The 16,952-nt window shown below is 42.2% G+C and carries 13 protein-coding genes and 1 rRNA gene; 8 read left to right on the forward strand and 6 right to left on the reverse strand.

Going from position 1 to position 16,952, the window contains the following annotated elements:
- Positions 1-4: 4 nt before the first annotated feature.
- The 5 genes from rrf (at position 5) to FTT70_RS09355 (ending at position 6,839) form a co-directional block, all read left to right on the forward strand.
- Positions 5-119: ribosomal RNA gene (gene rrf / locus FTT70_RS09335) — 5S ribosomal RNA — on the forward strand.
- Positions 120-403: 284 nt separating this feature from the next.
- Positions 404-1,753 carry an MFS transporter gene (locus FTT70_RS09340; protein ID WP_131261664.1) on the forward strand — a complete coding sequence of 450 codons (1,350 nt, stop codon included), beginning with the start codon at positions 404-406 and terminating at the stop codon, positions 1,751-1,753.
- Between the two features lie 423 nt (positions 1,754-2,176).
- Positions 2,177-3,385: an MFS transporter gene (locus FTT70_RS09345; RefSeq protein ID WP_179993466.1), complete on the forward strand. Its 1,209-nt coding sequence runs from the start codon at positions 2,177-2,179 to the stop codon at positions 3,383-3,385.
- A gap of 194 nt (positions 3,386-3,579) precedes the next feature.
- Positions 3,580-5,952, forward strand: a complete 2,373-nt coding sequence (locus tag FTT70_RS09350; protein ID WP_179996478.1) for a YgiQ family radical SAM protein — start codon at positions 3,580-3,582, stop codon at positions 5,950-5,952.
- 344 nt (positions 5,953-6,296) lie between these two features.
- Complete coding sequence (locus FTT70_RS09355) at positions 6,297-6,839, forward strand: DUF2726 domain-containing protein (RefSeq protein ID WP_167845692.1); 543 nt, start codon at positions 6,297-6,299, stop codon at positions 6,837-6,839.
- Between the two features lie 117 nt (positions 6,840-6,956).
- On the opposite strand, the gene FTT70_RS09360 is transcribed toward FTT70_RS09355, so the two are convergent.
- The 5 genes from FTT70_RS09360 to mdtD all read right to left on the reverse strand — a co-directional run bounded on the left by FTT70_RS09360 (position 6,957) and on the right by mdtD (position 12,185).
- Complete coding sequence (locus FTT70_RS09360; RefSeq protein WP_070154775.1) at positions 6,957-7,313, reverse strand: RidA family protein; 357 nt, start codon at positions 7,311-7,313, stop codon at positions 6,957-6,959.
- Positions 7,314-7,776: 463 nt separating this feature from the next.
- Entirely contained in the window at positions 7,777-8,832 is a 1,056-nt protein-coding gene (gene dinB, locus FTT70_RS09365; protein ID WP_180168555.1) for a DNA polymerase IV, read from the reverse strand.
- Between the two features lie 45 nt (positions 8,833-8,877).
- On the reverse strand, positions 8,878-9,888 hold the full coding sequence (locus FTT70_RS09370; RefSeq protein ID WP_180168556.1) for an MBL fold metallo-hydrolase: 1,011 nt from the start codon (positions 9,886-9,888) through the stop codon (positions 8,878-8,880).
- 34 nt (positions 9,889-9,922) lie between these two features.
- Entirely contained in the window at positions 9,923-10,660 is a 738-nt protein-coding gene (locus tag FTT70_RS09375; RefSeq protein ID WP_373685747.1) for a GH25 family lysozyme, read from the reverse strand.
- A 133-nt stretch (positions 10,661-10,793) separates the two neighbouring features.
- Positions 10,794-12,185: a multidrug transporter subunit MdtD gene (gene mdtD / locus FTT70_RS09380; RefSeq protein ID WP_180168558.1), complete on the reverse strand. Its 1,392-nt coding sequence runs from the start codon at positions 12,183-12,185 to the stop codon at positions 10,794-10,796.
- A gap of 183 nt (positions 12,186-12,368) precedes the next feature.
- Between mdtD and FTT70_RS09385 the strand changes: the two genes are divergently transcribed.
- On the forward strand, positions 12,369-14,255 hold the full coding sequence (locus tag FTT70_RS09385; RefSeq protein ID WP_180168559.1) for a choice-of-anchor I family protein: 1,887 nt from the start codon (positions 12,369-12,371) through the stop codon (positions 14,253-14,255).
- A gap of 151 nt (positions 14,256-14,406) precedes the next feature.
- Here the strand turns inward: FTT70_RS09385 and FTT70_RS09390 are convergent, their stop codons facing one another.
- Positions 14,407-15,027: a TIGR00730 family Rossman fold protein gene (locus FTT70_RS09390; RefSeq protein WP_096902251.1), complete on the reverse strand. Its 621-nt coding sequence runs from the start codon at positions 15,025-15,027 to the stop codon at positions 14,407-14,409.
- 55 nt (positions 15,028-15,082) lie between these two features.
- Between FTT70_RS09390 and FTT70_RS09395 the strand changes: the two genes are divergently transcribed.
- Both FTT70_RS09395 and FTT70_RS09400 read left to right on the forward strand, forming a co-directional pair.
- Positions 15,083-15,364 (forward strand): hypothetical protein, encoded by a 282-nt coding sequence (locus tag FTT70_RS09395; protein ID WP_096902250.1) that lies wholly within the window; start codon positions 15,083-15,085, stop codon positions 15,362-15,364.
- Positions 15,361-16,944, forward strand: coding sequence for a TerC family protein (locus FTT70_RS09400; RefSeq protein WP_004975629.1), 1,584 nt, complete (start codon positions 15,361-15,363; stop codon positions 16,942-16,944). The genes FTT70_RS09395 and FTT70_RS09400 overlap by 4 nt, the downstream gene beginning before the upstream one ends.
- The last annotated feature ends 8 nt before the right edge of the window (positions 16,945-16,952 follow it).

The following is a 16,952-nucleotide window of genomic DNA, read 5'->3' on the forward strand; positions in this document are numbered from 1 at the left end:
TTGTGCTGGCGACCATAGCAAGAGTGAACCACCTGATCCCTTCCCGAACTCAGAAGTGAAACCTCTTCGCGCTGATGGTAGTGTGGGGTTACCCATGTGAGAGTAAGTCATCGCCAGCTCATTATTCGAACACCCTCAACTAGCGTTGGGGGTGTTTTTTTATGTGGAAAAGAAAATATTAAGAAGAATAATCACATTTTATTGTGTTTAAAATAACAATAAACCCATAATTAATAAAATGTTTTAGACTAATGTTGAATTTTTATTTTTTGTGTTTTGTGTGAAAGTTACACAATCTACTTGAATGGCAAAAGTGGACATGGATGACTGATAAAAATGAAAGTCTTCACTGTAAAAATTGCTATTCAAGCTTACTGAAACACAAACTCACAGGAGGTGAGGAATGGCACATCAAGCAATTAACGTGAATGATGTCATCGATCACGCAAAATTCAAACCATTTCATTTCAATGTCGTGGCATGGTGTCTACTGATCATTTTATTTGATGGCTATGACTTGGCAATTAATGGGGTCGTTTTACCCTTATTGATGGATGAGTGGGGCTTGAGTGCTGTTCAGGCGGGGATGCTCGCGAGTACTGCATTGGCAGGTATGATGTTTGGTGCGATGATTTTTGGTTCTTTGGCCGATAAAATTGGTCGTAAGAAAGTCATCATGATCTGTATCGTTCTGTTTAGTGGTTTAACCTTTGCAGGTGGCTTTGCTTCTAATCCAACTGAGTTTGCAATTTTACGTTTCTTAGCGGGTTTAGGCATTGGTGGTGTAATGCCAAACCTTGTGGCCTTAACTTCTGAATATGCACCTAAAACCATGCGTAGCACCTTAGTGACTACTATGTTTAGTGGTTATGCTATAGGTGGTGTAATGGCAGCCTTACTTGGCTCATGGTTTACCCCAAGTTTTGGCTGGGAAATCATGTTCTTTATTGCGGGTATCCCATTGTTTTTATTGCCTGTGATTTGGAAATTCTTGCCAGAATCTTTAACCTTTATTGTCAAAGAAAATAAGCAAGATCAAGCCCGTCCAATCGTAGCGCGTTTAGCACCAGATTTAAAAATTACCGAAGACACCACTTTTGAATTGTATCAGGTTGGTGTGCCTGAAGCTGCTAACGTGGTGAGCTTGTTCAAACGCGGTCGTGCAGTGAATACTTTATTGTTCTGGTTAGCGTTCTTTACTTGTCTATTAACCATGTATGCACTCAGCAGCTGGTTGCCAAAACTGATGATGGCGGCAGGCTATTCTATGGACAACAGCTTAATGTTCATGATGGTGATGAACGTAGGTGCAGTCGTTGGTATCGTGGGTGGTGGTATTTTAGCAGACCGTTTCCACTTAAAACCTGTATTGATGTTCTTGGGAATCATGGGTGCATTGGTGATGAGCCTCATGGGCTTCCAATCTAATCAATTCTTGCTTTACATCTTAGTATTCTTGGCGGGTGCAGCATCTATTGGTTCACAAATGTTGTTGTATAGCTATGTGGCACAATATTACCCACTTGCGGTACGCTCAACAGGTATTGGCTGGTCATCTGCCATTGGTCGTATGGGTGCGATTGTGGGTCCAATTTTAATTGGCGGCTTATTGGGTATGAATTTACCTGCACACTTCAACTTTATGGCAGTAGGTTTGCCAGTGTTGATCACTGCAATTGCGGTTGCCTTGATTATGAGTGAAGATGAAGCTGAGCAAATTAAAGCAGGCAAAGCAGTTGCTGCCAAAGCTTAAACTTGTAATGTGCTAAGTTCAAAAGTCCTCAACCTTGTTTGGGGACTTTTTGATTATGGGGTGTGTAAATAGAAAGTGATGATAGATAAAGTTATATACTCAAGACACAGATAAAAAGAAACCCCATCATCCTGACGGGGTTTCTTTGTATTTCGTGTTTAGGTATAACTCCTGTCGTACCTCACGATCCTGGTGCTCAAACCTATTATTGTTGTTTTCTGTTTGGGAAACATCCTGTCTCCTTATGCTTTAAAGAATACCGTAAGCTCAAAATACTGCCTAGCCTCATTTTGCTTCAGTGCATGTAAGCAAAAACTGACAAAGTGATGAATGATACTGACGCTGTTTTTGAGCAAACGATAAAATACCGAGCTTATTTTTGTCCATAAACAGGCGTATACTGATTGCGTGATTGGAGTAAATATGTCTGATTTAGCTGCAGCATCTCATGTTCAGTATGGTACTAAGCCGTTTAAAGCCATTCTTTTTTCGTTGTTTCTAGCGGGTTTCGCTTCTTTTTCGACCTTGTACTGTGTGCAACCGATGATGCCAATTTTGGCCGATTTTTTTACGGTTACACCAACCCAAAGTAGTTTCCCGCTGTCATTTTCTACTGTGGCTTTGGCGATAGGTTTGCTTTTCACAGGTTTTATTTCAGATCGTTTTGGGCGTAAACCTATTATGGTTTTGGCTTTATTTTTAGCTGCCATTTTATTAATTCTGAGTGCCTTACTTCCAATCTGGTCATTCTTTTTAACCACACGAATTTTTATTGGCATTGCTGTGAGTGGTGTAGCTGCGGTCGCCATGACCTATATTGGTGAAGAAATTCGACAGCAAGATATTGGTTTTGCTATGGGGCTGTATATTTCGGGTACGGCCATTGGTGGCATGGGTGGACGTTTAATTGCTGGGGTCTTGGTCGATTTTATTTCTTGGCAAGCGGCAACCTTAATTATTGGTAGTTTGAACTTACTGATTGCAATCACCTTTTATATGTTACTGCCCGCATCGAAAAATTTTACAGCGTATCCGATTCGCTTCTCGCGGTTTAGAGATGCTTTTGTTGCCAATTTGGCAGACCGTAAATTAAGAATCCTGTTTTTACAGGGCTTTTTGCTGATGGGCTGTTTCGTCAGTGTTTTCAATTACATCAGCTATTATTTACTAGCTAAACCATTTGAGCTTTCCCAAGTTTGGATTGGGGTGATTTCAATTGCCTATTTGGCGGGTATTTATAGTTCACCGCGTGCGGCAAGCTGGGGCAATCGTATTGGACGTGAACGTGTGTTGCCTATGGTGATTGTCCTAATGTTGATCGCATTATGGTTGATGTCGATTGCACATTTAGCCGTCGTATTGGCTGCATTGGTGCTATTTACCTTTGCTTTTTTTGCCGCACATTCTACTGCCAGTAGTTGGGTGTCGATTCAAGCACTGCAGTATCGTGCAGTGGGATCATCATTATATTTATTTAGTTACTACATGGGTTCGAGTTTGCTCGGTAGTGGTAGCGGTCTGATTTGGGAACAATGGGGCTGGTCTGGTCTGACATGGGTGATGACTGCAGTCTTGGGTGTGGCGCTTTATGGTGCGTGGCGTTTAAAGATTAAACCAACAGCGCTGCGATAAGCATTCAGGATTATTGCTTTAGGCTTATCCCTTTATGCTTTTCTTATTCAGATACCAACTTAGGATATAAAAATAGTTTGCTGATTTTGTGTGTTTTTTAATCAAGCAAGATGAATGGAATTCATGCTAAAATAGTCGGCTTTCATCTTTGATCGACTTTTGATCTTCCACTTCCCAGCCGAGAATTGCAAGCCATGTCTACTGCTTATACTGCTCAGACCGCACCCAAAGCGTTGTTTGATTACGACAAATATTGGGCGTCATGTTTTGAGCCTGCGCCATTTTTGCCGATGTCACGCGAAGAAATGGATCAGCTTGGTTGGGATGCCTGCGATTTTATTTTGGTTTGTGGTGATGCTTATATTGATCATCCCTCTTTTGTATCGGGCGTGATTGGTCGTGTGCTTGAGGCGCAGGGCTTTCGTGTCGGGATCATCGCCCAACCAGACTGGACCAATGTGGAATCTTTTCGGGTACTAGGGAAGCCGACCATTGCTTGGGGTGTTACCGCGGGCAATATGGACTCGATGATCAACCGCTATACTGCAGACCGTAAAATCCGTTCTGATGATGCTTATTCACCAGACAATCAGCCGAATAAACGTCCTGACCGTGCGGCTACGGTATATTGTCAGCGTTGTCGTGAAGCCTTTCCAGATGTGCCTGTTTTACTTGGCGGGATTGAAGGCTCGTTGCGTCGTATTGCACATTATGACTATTGGTCTGACAAAGTTCGTCGCTCAATTTTAATGGATTCTAAAGCCGACTTATTGATGTACGGCAATGGTGAGCGTTCGATTATTGAAGTGATGCACCGTTTGGCCAAAGGCGAAAAAATCCACGAAATTACAGATGTACGTGGTACAGCATTTATTATTAATAAACATAACCGCGCGTCTAAAGCCAAATTTGTTGAAATTGCATCTAATGATGTAGACAGCGTGGGCCGTGTTGATCCAATCATCAACCCTTATGTGATGACCGAAGATTTAGACGGTTGTGAGATTGAAAAAGACAAGGGCAACAACCTCGCGCAATATCAAAATTTCCAGAAAGATGTGGTCAGCAATCCAATTGTGCGTGAAGGTGATCAGCTAGATGCGGATACCCAGATTGTGCAATTGCAGCCTGCTTCAAAAGCAATTAAACACAAATTACCCCCACGTGAATTGGCAGTGATTCGTTTGCCTTCTTTTGAGGAAGTGGCGAATGATCCTGTGCTGTATGCGCATGCTAACCGTATTTTGCATTTAGAAACTAACCCGGGCAATGCGCGTGCTTTGGTGCAAAAGCATGGTGAACGTGATGTGTGGTTGAATGCACCGCCTATTCCGTTGACTACGGAAGAAATGGACTATGTATTCGATTTACCGTATGCACGTTTGCCGCATCCATCTTATGGCAATGCACGTTTCCCTGCTTTTGATATGATCAAGTTTTCGGTCAATATCATGCGTGGTTGTTTTGGTGGCTGTACTTTCTGTTCGATTACCGAACACGAAGGACGAATTATCCAAAACCGTTCTGAAGAATCCATTTTGCGTGAAGTGGAAAAAATTCGGGATACTGCGCCTGGCTTTACTGGCATTATTTCAGACTTGGGTGGCCCGACTGCAAATATGTACCGTTTGCATTGTAAAGACCCTGAAATTGAAAAGAATTGTCGTAAACCTTCCTGTGTATTTCCGGGCGTATGTCAAAACTTACACACTGATCATGCACCTTTAACTCAGTTGTATCGTAAAGCGCGTGAACTGAAAGGTATTAAAAAAATTCTGATTGGTTCAGGTTTACGTTATGACTTGGCAGTGTTGAACCCTGAATATGTACGTGAATTGGTGACGCATCATGTGGGCGGTTATTTAAAAATTGCACCTGAGCATACCGAAAAAGGCCCATTATCTAAGATGATGAAACCGGGTATTGGTACGTATGACCGTTTTAAACAAATGTTTGATCGTTTCAGTAAAGAGGCGGGCAAAGAGCAATATCTGATTCCGTACTTTATTGCTGCGCACCCAGGAACGACCGATTACGACATGATGAATTTGGCGTTGTGGCTGAAAAAGAATGGTTTCCGTGCCGATCAGGTACAGACTTTCTATCCATCGCCAATGGCGACCGCTTCGACCATGTATTACACAGGTAAAAACCCACTGGCCAAAGTGGCGCGTTATACCGAAAATGTGGATATTGTCAAAGGCGAAAAACGTCGTCGTTTGCATAAAGCTTTCTTACGTTACCATGATCCAAACAACTGGCCGTTGTTGCGTGAAGCCTTAAAAGAAATGGGACGTGCAGATTTAATCGGAAACTCTAAACAGCACCTGATTCCAACCTATCAGCCGCAAGGCACAGATGGACAGTATCAAACGGCACGTAAGAAAAACTCGACTGTCGCGGGTGATTCACAAAAACGTACGGGGCAAAGTGGTAATCGTGCTCAGAACAGTAATCGTCCGAAGAAAGGGCAAATATTGACTCAGCACACAGGTTTGCCGCCACGTGAAACAGGTGAAAAACGTCCATTTTCACACAAAAAATCTAAGCCAAAATCGAAAGCTTAGTACTTGAAGTTAAGATCCATCAAAAGGCGCTGCAGCGCCTTTTTTGTTTGCTTTTCATTTCATCGGAATTGTCCGACAATCGAATCTGTTAAGCATTGCTTTGTTATTTTTTTGCATGCTATACAGTATTCGTATCTAATGATAAAAACACGCTTAGATGCTACAGCACTTAGACAAAAGGCGAGCTTGTGAAACAAAATTTCTGTTTCTATGATGGTTTTGTCAATGTTTCATGTAGTTTCTTAAATGGAACGTTTAAATATAAAAGCGTGTTATATACTGATTTGATGAAAAAATCGGCATGAAGCCGAAACAACTATAAAAATGATTTTAAGGATTGAATGATGACCATTTATATTTTGATTGGGGTTTTGATACTGATTTTCTTTCTCTTGATGGCGGTTAAGGGCTTGGAAAATAGAGAAAAACCTCAGGACAGTGCACTAAAGCAACGTGCAATTTTTAGCTTAAATGAACAGCTGACGTATACACGTTTGCAGGAAATTTTACCTCAACATATCATCTTGGCGCATGTGTCTTTTGATGCCTTGCTGACCACGAAATTTTCACGTACTCGACATAAATACCGCAATATGATGGCCGATTTTGTGGTGTTGGATGCTAATCATCAGGTCGTTGCAATTGTAGCCTTAGATGATTTGTTGATGCTGAAACGTAGCCGCAATGCGCAATACCAAGATGAATTGCTGCGTTTGGCGGGTTATAAAGTGCTGCGTTATGAAGATGTGCCTGAATATCACGAATTGCGTGAAGCTTTTGGGCAGTCACCGTCATCGTATGCAGACTTAGAAGATTTGGATACAGCCTTAAAAAAGTATGATTTTTTAGCGCATTCTGTACGCCATAAAGTGAAGGTATTGGGCTAAACGCTTGCCGCTAAAGTCACTAGATAGACAATATGAATCAGCATGTCGCCATGACATGCTGATTTTTTTAATTGGCTGTGACTCTTGATTTAATCGTGTCTATTTTACGTTGGGTTGCTATTCAGGTTTGACTGCAACCACAGTCATCTCAACCAAAACGTCAGGATGGTATAACTTGGCTTCTACGCAGGTACGCGGTAAAGCTTGTATATCTGCCACCCAAGCATCCCAAACTTGATTCATTGCGGCATAATCGCGCTCAATGTTTTTTAGAAAAATCATCACCGACATGATGTGACTTTTATCTGTACCCGCATCTGCCAGTAAACGATCAATCAGGGCAAGTGTTTGTTGGGTTTGCCCCACAATATCTTGTTGTGTGTCTTCTGCCAGTTGCCCTGCCAAATGGACTAAATTTCCAGAAATTGCAATTTCAGAATAACGTTTTTGAATATGTAGACGTTGAACAGCCATTGGGTGTAATCCTCGCGCCAAGCGATTAGGTATAAAAAGCGTGAGGTATTATAGAGGCAGGCAAGCACGTGGAAAATATGCAGGCAGTAGTCTGCTTAAAATAAAAAGTAGTTGAATGGAAAATATGAGGAAAAGAGAGATGCGGTATTAAAGCGGCGAAGTGCCAAGCGCAGAGTTGTCCTGTAATCTTCGGATTTGATCGTCACGCCAATCACAGGACAAGTATGCCAAAAGTAATGGTGATTTTTGACATCTCAGCGTATGTACGGATAAATACATCGCGCGCATAGATTACTCTAAAAAGCACAACTGTGAAGGGTAAATTGTCTTATTTTTATTCTTTTGGCTGAAATTTATACAAAAATAGCTTTAGTATTCATCGGTAAGCATTGCTTTGGCAGGCTGTCATGCCGTGCTGCGAGTTTATAGCTTTAATATCCGTGATATTTACGAGTCGTGATATTTACAGTAAAGACAGTTGTGCTTGCTCATCGGCAGAGCTGAGTTGATACAGACCGACCCCAATTAAACGGAATTGATCCTGTGCGGGAATATGCATTTCGTGAAGCAAAAGCTGCAGGACTTTTTCAAGATCATTTTTAGTTTCAAGAGGTTGTTTAAAACTTTTGCTATGTTGTAAGACCTGAAAATTTTTGAGTTTCAATTTGGCCGATACGCCACGTGCAACATATTGTTTTTTCACTAAACTGTGCCAAACCTGATCAATCAAGCTAGACCAGTAAGCTGCACATTCGGCTAAGTTTAAGTCATCATCAAAGGTGATTTCTTTGGAAATTTGCTGGCGCTCACGTTCTGCCTGCACAGGACGTTCATCAATCCCTTGGGCAAATAAAAACAGGCGTTTTCCATATTTGCCAAAATGATGAATCAACAGGTTTTCTTCAATGTGTTGCAAATCGCCTAAGGTATTTAAATTCAAGCTTTTTAATTTTTCCTGCGTGACTTTACCTACGCCTGGAATTTTCTTTAAGGGTAAGTCCTGAATAAACTGCTGCACTTGACTGGGTTTAATCACGCAAATGCCATTGGGTTTATGCCAGTCCGAAGCAATTTTGGCTAAAAATTTATTCGGTGCGACACCTGCCGAGGCCGTTAAACCTGTACTTTGAAAAATATCTGCCCGAATCCGCATTGCGACTTCAGTTGCGCTTGGAATACCTTGTAAATTTTCGGTGACATCTAAATAAGCTTCATCTAAAGACAAGGGTTCAATAAGTGGTGTATAACGCTGAAAAATCTGATGAATTTGTGTGGAAACCTCACGATAGAGTGCAAAATTGGGTTCGAGTACCACCACCTGCGGGCAGCGTTTGCGGGCTTGTGCCATCGACATGGCAGAACGTAAACCAAACTCACGCGCAGGATAGGATGCCGCGGCAATCACAGCACGAGGATGATGCGAAGCAATCACCACAGGTAAATGCTGCAATTCAGGACGACTGCGCAGCTCAACAGAGGCATAAAAGGCATCCATATCAATATGAATGATTTTCCGCATGGCACAAACTAGATGAAGCGTTTAGATTTCAACAGTATCGCATGTTTAGGAAGTCGGTTGTAGCATCGGAGCAAGCGGATAAGGCGTGTTGCTATTCAGCAAAATCACCTGTGTCGATTGCTGTTCTGCATAGTCGATCAAACGCTGTAAACTCCGTGGGCTATGGTCGGCAATGCGGGGCAAAAACTCTAAAGGGCGCGCTAAAGGCTGGAAAAAATTATCCCAATGAATTGGAATCACGACACGAGGGCGCAACGTTCCCACAGTTTCATCTAAATAATGCTGTTGAAAAGCAACCGATTGTTTAGTGAGCTGTGCAATCCCTAAAAATAAAGTATCTACCTGCAAGTGTTGTAATTGTTTAGAAATCGCGCCTGTACTGGCTTTGACTAAAATGTTCTGTTCAGGATGCTGAATGTAATAATCAAAACTGCCGCCTTCTTTAAATTCATAAAAACGGGCAGGTAAGGACAATGGTTGTTGAATTTGTTCACCTAAATCATTATTCACAGCGGTGGCAGGGGTATGCTGTGATGGAATAGCCGTAATCTTAAACTTTCCAATCTGTATTGGTTGGGCAGGATTGACAAGGCTTAATCGAGATTCAGGAATTGCGGCACCACGGGCAATGTTCAAACTACTTTCTGAACCGATGATTTGACTGTGTTTGAGTTGCTGCGCCAAAAATGGCAAATCTAGCGTGTGATCATAATGCGAATGGGTGATCAAAATCGCACGTGTGCGTTGTAATTGATGCTGTTGAATCAACTTGTGCAATAAGGCTGGTTGGCTGTCTAACTTGTTCCACATGACTTGTGCAAGAGAGGGGCGACTAAAAAATCCATCAATCAGAATTTGGTTTTCACCATCATCAAACAATAGGGTAGATACGCCAAAATAATGTACTTTTAAGTTGGCATTTGCGGTTTTTGTTGAATATTGCCATGCGGAAAATTGTTCTAGTTTGCCTGCGGGTTGTAATAGGTAAAGCAGTGCGAATCCTGCACAAATGCTGAGCGTAAGAGCAGCCCAAAGCAGCCCTTTCATAATTTTCATGACGGTACTTTTTTATTGTGATGCAGCTATCTTGTTATTTTTTCTGGTTCGGTTCAAGTCTTGTGGGTTGAATTGCGTTGTCTGTTAAAAAATGCTGCCATTGTTTGGTATTGCCATAAAAAACATTTAGGTCGACTGGGGTGTGAATACCTTTTATTTGACCCTGATTGGTATGTTGCCAAAACAACCATTTTGGCTGACCTGCCAGTTGTGGTTTACCCTGATATTCTCTGACCCATAGAGGGGTTTGCTTGAAACTTTCAGTCAATACCATATTGTAAAAGGCTTTGGATACATAAAAAATCGGTTGTTTTTCATAATGTTGATATAGCGCATCATGCATGATTTGAATTTCGCGCAGTAACTGTTCTTTGCTATAGGTATTGATGCAGTTACTGTCATACTCCAAGTCAATTACAGGTGGCAAACTGTCGGATTTTTTTGGAACAGTCGCAATAAAGTTTTCTGCCTGAATTGCTCCATCACGGCATAAGCGATAAAAATGATAGGCGCCGACCAAAAAGCCATGTTCACGGGCTTTGAGCCAGTTATCCTGAAATTTACGGTCTTTAAAATCGCCCCCTTCGGTGGCTTTTAAATAGACAAAGGCATATTTTTGTGGGGAAATTTTATGCCACTGAACATCGCCTTGATGATGTGACACGTCAAATCCTTGAATCGGATATTCTTCGGTTGCCGCAGGTTGTTGGCGCAACACACCCAAATACAATAAAACCGCCAAAACAGCACTGCCAAGCATCGCAATGGTCATACGATAGTGCGGTGTAAAAGCTGAGTTTTTAGCTTGATTGGACGGTTTGCGCATGTTGAAAAAGCTTCGCGGAGCAAAGTCATATCATAACGTGCAGTGCGGTGTAGCACCATGCGCTTTCGGTAATGGCGTTTTAAACAGCCGTGTGTTTGGGGATATTCCAAAACACTAAAAATGCCAAAATATTTAATACACCCAAACAAATTAAAGTGGCATGAAAGGCACTGACTAACTGTTCTGCGCCGTAATAGGCACTAAACATATTCACCAAAGTACCTGCCAATGCCACGCCAATACTCATCGACAGCATCATAATCATTGATAAAAAACTATTGCCGCTGCTGGCATCTTGTTGAGGTAAATCTTTGAGCGTAAAGGTATTCATACCCACAAACTGCAATGAATTAAGCACCCCAAATATAAAAAAATGTAAGGCACGTAACCAAGTCGCAGTTTCAGCAGTGGTCAGCGCAAAACTAGCAATACACGCCCCGACCAATAACGTATTGGTCAGTAAAAACTGCCGATAGCCAAAACGTTGAATTAAAGGCCGAATAATTGGTTTAGATACCAAAGAACCGAGCACAGTCGGAATCATCATCAAACCCGTGAGAAACGGTTCAAAACCAAAAGCCACCTGCAGCATGATTGGCATGATAAAAGGCATGGCATTGCCCCCGAAGCGGGCAAAAAAGTTACCTAAAATACCAATCGCATATAAGCGATTTTTAAATAAATCACTGCGAAATAAGGCATTTTGATGGGTGTGAGCATGGCGAGCATAGCATGCTGCAGCAATACCACCAGCCAAGATTAACGCAAAATTCCAAAGCAGGTTATATTGTGGATTGGCAAAATTTTCGATGCCTAAAGATAAGCCCGCCATCGCCACAACTAATAGGATAAACCCGAGAAAATCAAAGTTTTTAACTTCAGTTTCAGTCACATTTGGCATGGCTTTGATACAAATCCAACAGCCCAAGATGCCCATAGGAATATTGATCAGGAAAATCCAGTGCCACGTGGCGACTTCGACCAACCAACCGCCCAGCGTTGGGCCAATTAAGGGGCCAATCAACCCTGCCAGGCTCATCAGGCTCATGGCAGATAAAAACTGAGTGCGTGGAATAATTTTGAGCATCGCCAAGCGCCCGACAGGCAAGAGCAATGCACCACCGATGCCTTGAATCACCCGATAAAATAGTAATTCATTCAGGCTCGCCGCAGCAGCACAACCCAAAGAGGCAAGGGTAAAAATAATAATCGCTGCAAAATAGGTGTTGCGTACCCCAAAACGATCTGCCAACCATCCACTTAATGGAATACACGCTGCCACCGAGAGTACATACGCCACCACCACACTGTGCATCCGCAGCGGGTCTTCCTGCAGGCTGTGTGCCATTGCAGGGATTGCTGTATTCACAATGGTGGTGTCGAGCGCCTGCATAAAAAAGCCAATTGAAACTAGAAATACCAAAAGGCGGTATTCAGGATGCAGGGCTTGATGGGTCGGTGTTTGGTTCATAACTCGGCAAAATGGACATTTGGTCTAGTTTAAACCATTTTGCAATCTAGCGGACTGCATCTGCAAAAGTATGAAAAGTGTTTGAAAATTCAAGTAAATGCCATGAAATTGTCATCTATTTGTCACCGATTATTCACTTTGAGTTTGTAAGTTGGGTGCATTTAGAAAAATGATGAGTAATTTATGAAAACGAAAATTTCTGCATTAATGTTGGCTTTATTGTCTGTGGGGATGGTGGGATGTAATGATAATAATGATCCTATTCCTGTAAAAGAAGAAGTTGTTGAAGCAACACCTACAACAATTAGTTTGGAGCGTTTAGGGGAATACGATGCACAAGTTTTTGGTGCGAGTGCTGCGGAAATTTCTGCTTATGATGCTGAAAGTAAACGTTTATTTGTAGTCAATGCGAAAAATGGCGTGGTCGATGTACTGGATTTAAGCAACCCAAGTGCACCTGTTAAGCTGAACAGCTTGGATGCCAAGACTCATTTGGCGAATTCTGAAGTCAATAGTGTTGCGGTACATCAAGGTATTGTCGCTTTAGCTGTTCAGGCAACACCTAAAACTGATAAAGGCATCGTGGCATTTTTTAAAGCCAAAGACCTGAGCTTTATCAGCAAAGTTGAAGTCGGTGCATTGCCTGATATGTTGACTTTTACTCCAGATGGCAAAAAAGTCTTGGTTGCCAATGAAGGTGAGCCAAATGAAGGTTATAAGATTGATCCAGAAGGTTCAATCAGTATTATTAATCTAACTGACATCAACAAGCCTACTGTAAAAACTGCAGATTTTCAGGCATGGAATACACGTAAGCAGGAATTGCTTGATGCGGGCGTGCGTATTTTTGGGCCAAATGCGACTGTCGCACAAGATTTAGAGCCTGAATATATTGCGGTGAGTGACGATGGTAAAACTGCTTGGGCAAGTCTACAAGAAAACAATGCTATTGCTGTGATTGATTTGATTCAAGACCAAGTGGTCGATATTTTCCCCTTGGGCTATAAAGACTTTGGCTTAGCTGCAAATGCTTTAGATGCTGGTGATCGTGATTGTGTTGTTGGTAAACAAGACTATAACGGTAAAACGATTACAGCCTGTGCTAAAAATGAGGGGATGATTAATATTCAAGCTTGGCCAGGCTTATACGGCATGTATATGCCAGATGCAATTGCGCAATATCAAGCCAATGGACAAAGCTACTTGGTCACTGCCAATGAAGGCGATGCGCGTGAATGGTTGGTTGATGAAGACTTATATTTTGGTACGGATGAAATAACTCAGGGTTATGCAGAAGAAATTCGTGTTAAACACTTATTCAATAATAAAGGCTTCAGTACCAATGGCGATTATGCAGCGCATTTACGTCTATTAAAGTCAGGGGTTAAAGGCGCAAAGCTTGATTCAAACGTATTTAAAGCATGTACCACTACAGATGCCAATGAAGTTTGTGTAGATAATTTAATTAAAGATTCACAATTGGGTCGTTTGACGATTACTTGGACGCAAGGTTACAAGAAAGATACAAATGGTGAGCCTGTGCTAGACAGCGATGGTTTCATGACCTATGACAAACTATATGCTTATGGTGGCCGCTCGTTCAGTATTGTAGATCCTAAAACCAAAAAAATTGTTTGGGACTCAAAAAATGACTTTGAACGTAAAGCTGCTGAATTATTTCCAGAATACTTTAATACCAATCATGAAAAATTAAGTATAGATGATCGTAGTGACAATAAAGGCCCTGAGCCTGAAGGCATTGCTTTAGGTAAAATTGGTCAAAAAACTTTTGCCTTTATTGGGTTGGAGCGTATGGGTGGCATTATGGTGTACGACATTACCCAACCGACACAAGCATCTTTTGTTGAGTATTTTAATGATCGTAAGTTTGGTGAAACCCGTACATCTTTCGATGCAGAAGGTAATGAGGTTACCGTTGAAAATTCAAATCTCGGTCCCGAAGGTTTGATCTTTATTGCAGCCAAAGACTCGCCTAACGGCAAGCCACTGTTAGTTGTGGGTAATGAAGTCAGTGGAACTACTGCCGTCTACCAAATCAAGCTTAACTAACAGCATTGCAAAATTAGAAATCTATTAAAGAGGGCACTTTGGTGTTCTCTTTTTTGTGCTGTAAAAACCAATGAACAGTGAATTAAAAAAAGCGAGTCACCGACTCGCTTTCACTTTCATTTTTATTGCTATTTCATGTAGCTAAAAAAGTTCAACCCACAAAATGACGTGGAGAATCCAAATTCTTCAAGGCATTAATAATTTTATGGGAGTGGTTACACACGATCAGTTTAGCGCGGTGCTGTGGTGGTAAAAAACCTTCGTGTACCGCATGATCTAACTGCTGAATCAGCGCATCATAAAAGCCATTTACATTATATAAAATCATCGGTTTTTGGTGCTGATTCAATTGCCCCCAAGTGGCAATTTCCAAAATCTCTTCAAAAGTACCCAAGCCGCCTGGCAACGCCACAAAAGCACTGGCGCGATCTGCCATCATCGCTTTACGCTCATGCATGCTTTTGACTACGTGTAACTCGGTTAAATTACTGTGGGCAATTTCATAATCCAGCATAAATTCAGGAATTACTCCCACCGCTTGCCCACCATGTTGCACAACGGTGTCGGCAACCAAACCCATTAATCCAATACTCGCACCGCCGTAGACCATACCAAAGCCTTGCTCGGCCAGTTTTCTTGCCAGTTGTACTGCTTTTTCCTGATAAATCGGGTTATTGCCAGAGCGCGAACCACAGTACAGTGCCACCAAAGGTTGAGAGGTTTGAGGAGATGGATTATTGATATATTGGGTCATTCTTAATTCGCTATTCATTTATTTTCTTCACCATAGCATGTTCTTTTTGTTGGCTCTAGCTTAGTGCTCAAATATGACAAACCCGTCAGTATGCAGTGTTCAATTTGCAAAGATTTGTGAAAGTGCTGCATTGACGTGGATGATGTCGCAAAAAGGGGATGAATCTGAGCGCAAACTTTCCTATACTCAAAGCTTGTCTGACAACTATAGAATCGTCATGGACAGTGGCAGTAGTCGCACCGAACGAATATTTTTAAATTACATGCTGTGCCAACCAGAGCAAGCAAACTTATCTTTTCAGTGTCATCGCCGTGTGGCACGTTTGACCCATGATATTCAGGAGAAGAGTGCATGATCTTTGAATGGATGTCTGACCCCGCTGCGTGGGTTGGGTTATTGACCCTGATCGTACTCGAAATTGTATTAGGCATTGATAACTTGGTGTTTATTGCCATTTTGGCAGAAAAGTTACCGCCAGAACAACGCAATACGGCACGGGTGGTGGGCTTGCTTCTCGCCTTGGGGATGCGCCTGATTTTACTCGCCTCTATCGCGTGGGTCGTCACTCTGACCCAACCACTGTTTCATATTTTTGAACATCCTTTCTCTGGACGTGACCTGATTTTACTGTTTGGTGGTGTGTTCCTGTTGTTTAAAGGCACCATGGAACTGCGCGAACGCATTGAAGGCAAACCAGCACTAAAAGAAGAAAACCCTGTGCACGCGACTTTCTGGATGGTGATTGTGCAGATTGTGGTGCTAGATGCGGTGTTCTCACTCGACAGCGTGATTACCGCTGTGGGCATGGTGCAGCATTTATCGGTCATGATGATTGCGGTGATTATCGCCATTGGCATTATGTTGTGGGCCTCTAAAGCGCTCATGGACTTTGTCAATAAGCATCCTACCGTGGTGATTCTATGCCTGTGCTTCCTGATGATGATTGGTTTCTCATTGGTGGTGGAAGGCTTTGGCTATCACATTCCAAAAGGCTATTTATATGCCGCCATCGGCTTCTCGGTGATGATTGAATTCCTGAACCAAACCATCCGCAGAAATCAGGAAAAAACCGTGACCACCACCGATTTACGCTACCGTACTGCTTCGGCTGTGATGCGGATGTTAGGTGGCAAAAGTCAAAATACGACAGAAAGCAGTCATATCAACGAAGATGTTTTGGCTACCCGCGCCTTTGCTGATGAAGTCTTTGATGCTGAAAATGGCGTCTATCACAGCGTGATGGTACAAGGAGTGTTGGGCTTATCTGAGCGTCCTGTAAAATCGGTAATGACGCCACGTCCTGAACTGGAATGGATTGATTTAGACGAAGATGATGCCTCAATTCGCAGCCAATTATTAAGTATGACCCATTCACGAGTGATTGTGGCACGTGGTGAACTGGACAATATCTCAGGCATTGTCTTAACCCATAAAGTCATGAATCAATACATTGAAACAGGTGTACTGGACTTTGAAACACATTTGCGTGAACCCGTGATTGTGCATGAAAATGCCCAAGTTTTGATGGTGATGGAGCAATTGCGTCAAGCACCGCTGCAAATGGCGATTGTGCTGAATGAATATGGCTCGATTGAAGGCGTTGCCACACCTATTGATATTCTGGAAGCAATTGCAGGCGAATTCCCTGATGAAGATGCTCTCGAAGCCAGTGCTGAAAGTTTGGAAGATGGCACATTATTGCTAGATGGTTCCATTGATATTCGTCACGTATCTTTATTATTAGGTCGTGATTTGGTGGATGAAAGCGAGCAATATTCAACTTTATCAGGCTATATTTTATTCCATTTGGGGCGTTTGCCTGAAAACGGTGAAAAGCTGCTTTCCGATGGTTATGTTTTTGAAATTGTGACCATGGATGGACATAAAATTGAAAAAGTGCATTTGATTCAGCAGGAATCTTCAAGCGCATCATAAACTGAACG

It is taken from the genome of Acinetobacter sp. YH01003, from assembly GCF_013420525.1.
Lineage (GTDB): Bacteria > Pseudomonadota > Gammaproteobacteria > Pseudomonadales > Moraxellaceae > Acinetobacter > Acinetobacter towneri.

What these genes read in the sequence shown, in the direction of transcription:
- FTT70_RS09340 (WP_131261664.1), top strand. Translation starts at nt 404, where the DNA reads ATGGCACATCAAGCAATTAACGTGAATGATGTCATCGATCACGCAAAA.
- FTT70_RS09345 (WP_179993466.1), top strand. Translation starts at nt 2,177, where the DNA reads ATGTCTGATTTAGCTGCAGCATCTCATGTTCAGTATGGTACTAAGCCG.
- FTT70_RS09350 (WP_179996478.1), top strand. Translation starts at nt 3,580, where the DNA reads ATGTCTACTGCTTATACTGCTCAGACCGCACCCAAAGCGTTGTTTGAT.
- FTT70_RS09355 (WP_167845692.1), top strand. Translation starts at nt 6,297, where the DNA reads ATGACCATTTATATTTTGATTGGGGTTTTGATACTGATTTTCTTTCTC.
- FTT70_RS09360 (WP_070154775.1), bottom strand. Translation starts at nt 7,313, where the DNA reads ATGGCTGTTCAACGTCTACATATTCAAAAACGTTATTCTGAAATTGCA.
- dinB (WP_180168555.1), bottom strand. Translation starts at nt 8,832, where the DNA reads ATGCGGAAAATCATTCATATTGATATGGATGCCTTTTATGCCTCTGTT.
- FTT70_RS09370 (WP_180168556.1), bottom strand. Translation starts at nt 9,888, where the DNA reads ATGAAAATTATGAAAGGGCTGCTTTGGGCTGCTCTTACGCTCAGCATT.
- FTT70_RS09375 (WP_373685747.1), bottom strand. Translation starts at nt 10,660, where the DNA reads ATGACCATTGCGATGCTTGGCAGTGCTGTTTTGGCGGTTTTATTGTAT.
- mdtD (WP_180168558.1), bottom strand. Translation starts at nt 12,185, where the DNA reads ATGAACCAAACACCGACCCATCAAGCCCTGCATCCTGAATACCGCCTT.
- FTT70_RS09385 (WP_180168559.1), top strand. Translation starts at nt 12,369, where the DNA reads ATGAAAACGAAAATTTCTGCATTAATGTTGGCTTTATTGTCTGTGGGG.
- FTT70_RS09390 (WP_096902251.1), bottom strand. Translation starts at nt 15,027, where the DNA reads ATGAATAGCGAATTAAGAATGACCCAATATATCAATAATCCATCTCCT.
- FTT70_RS09395 (WP_096902250.1), top strand. Translation starts at nt 15,083, where the DNA reads ATGACAAACCCGTCAGTATGCAGTGTTCAATTTGCAAAGATTTGTGAA.
- FTT70_RS09400 (WP_004975629.1), top strand. Translation starts at nt 15,361, where the DNA reads ATGATCTTTGAATGGATGTCTGACCCCGCTGCGTGGGTTGGGTTATTG.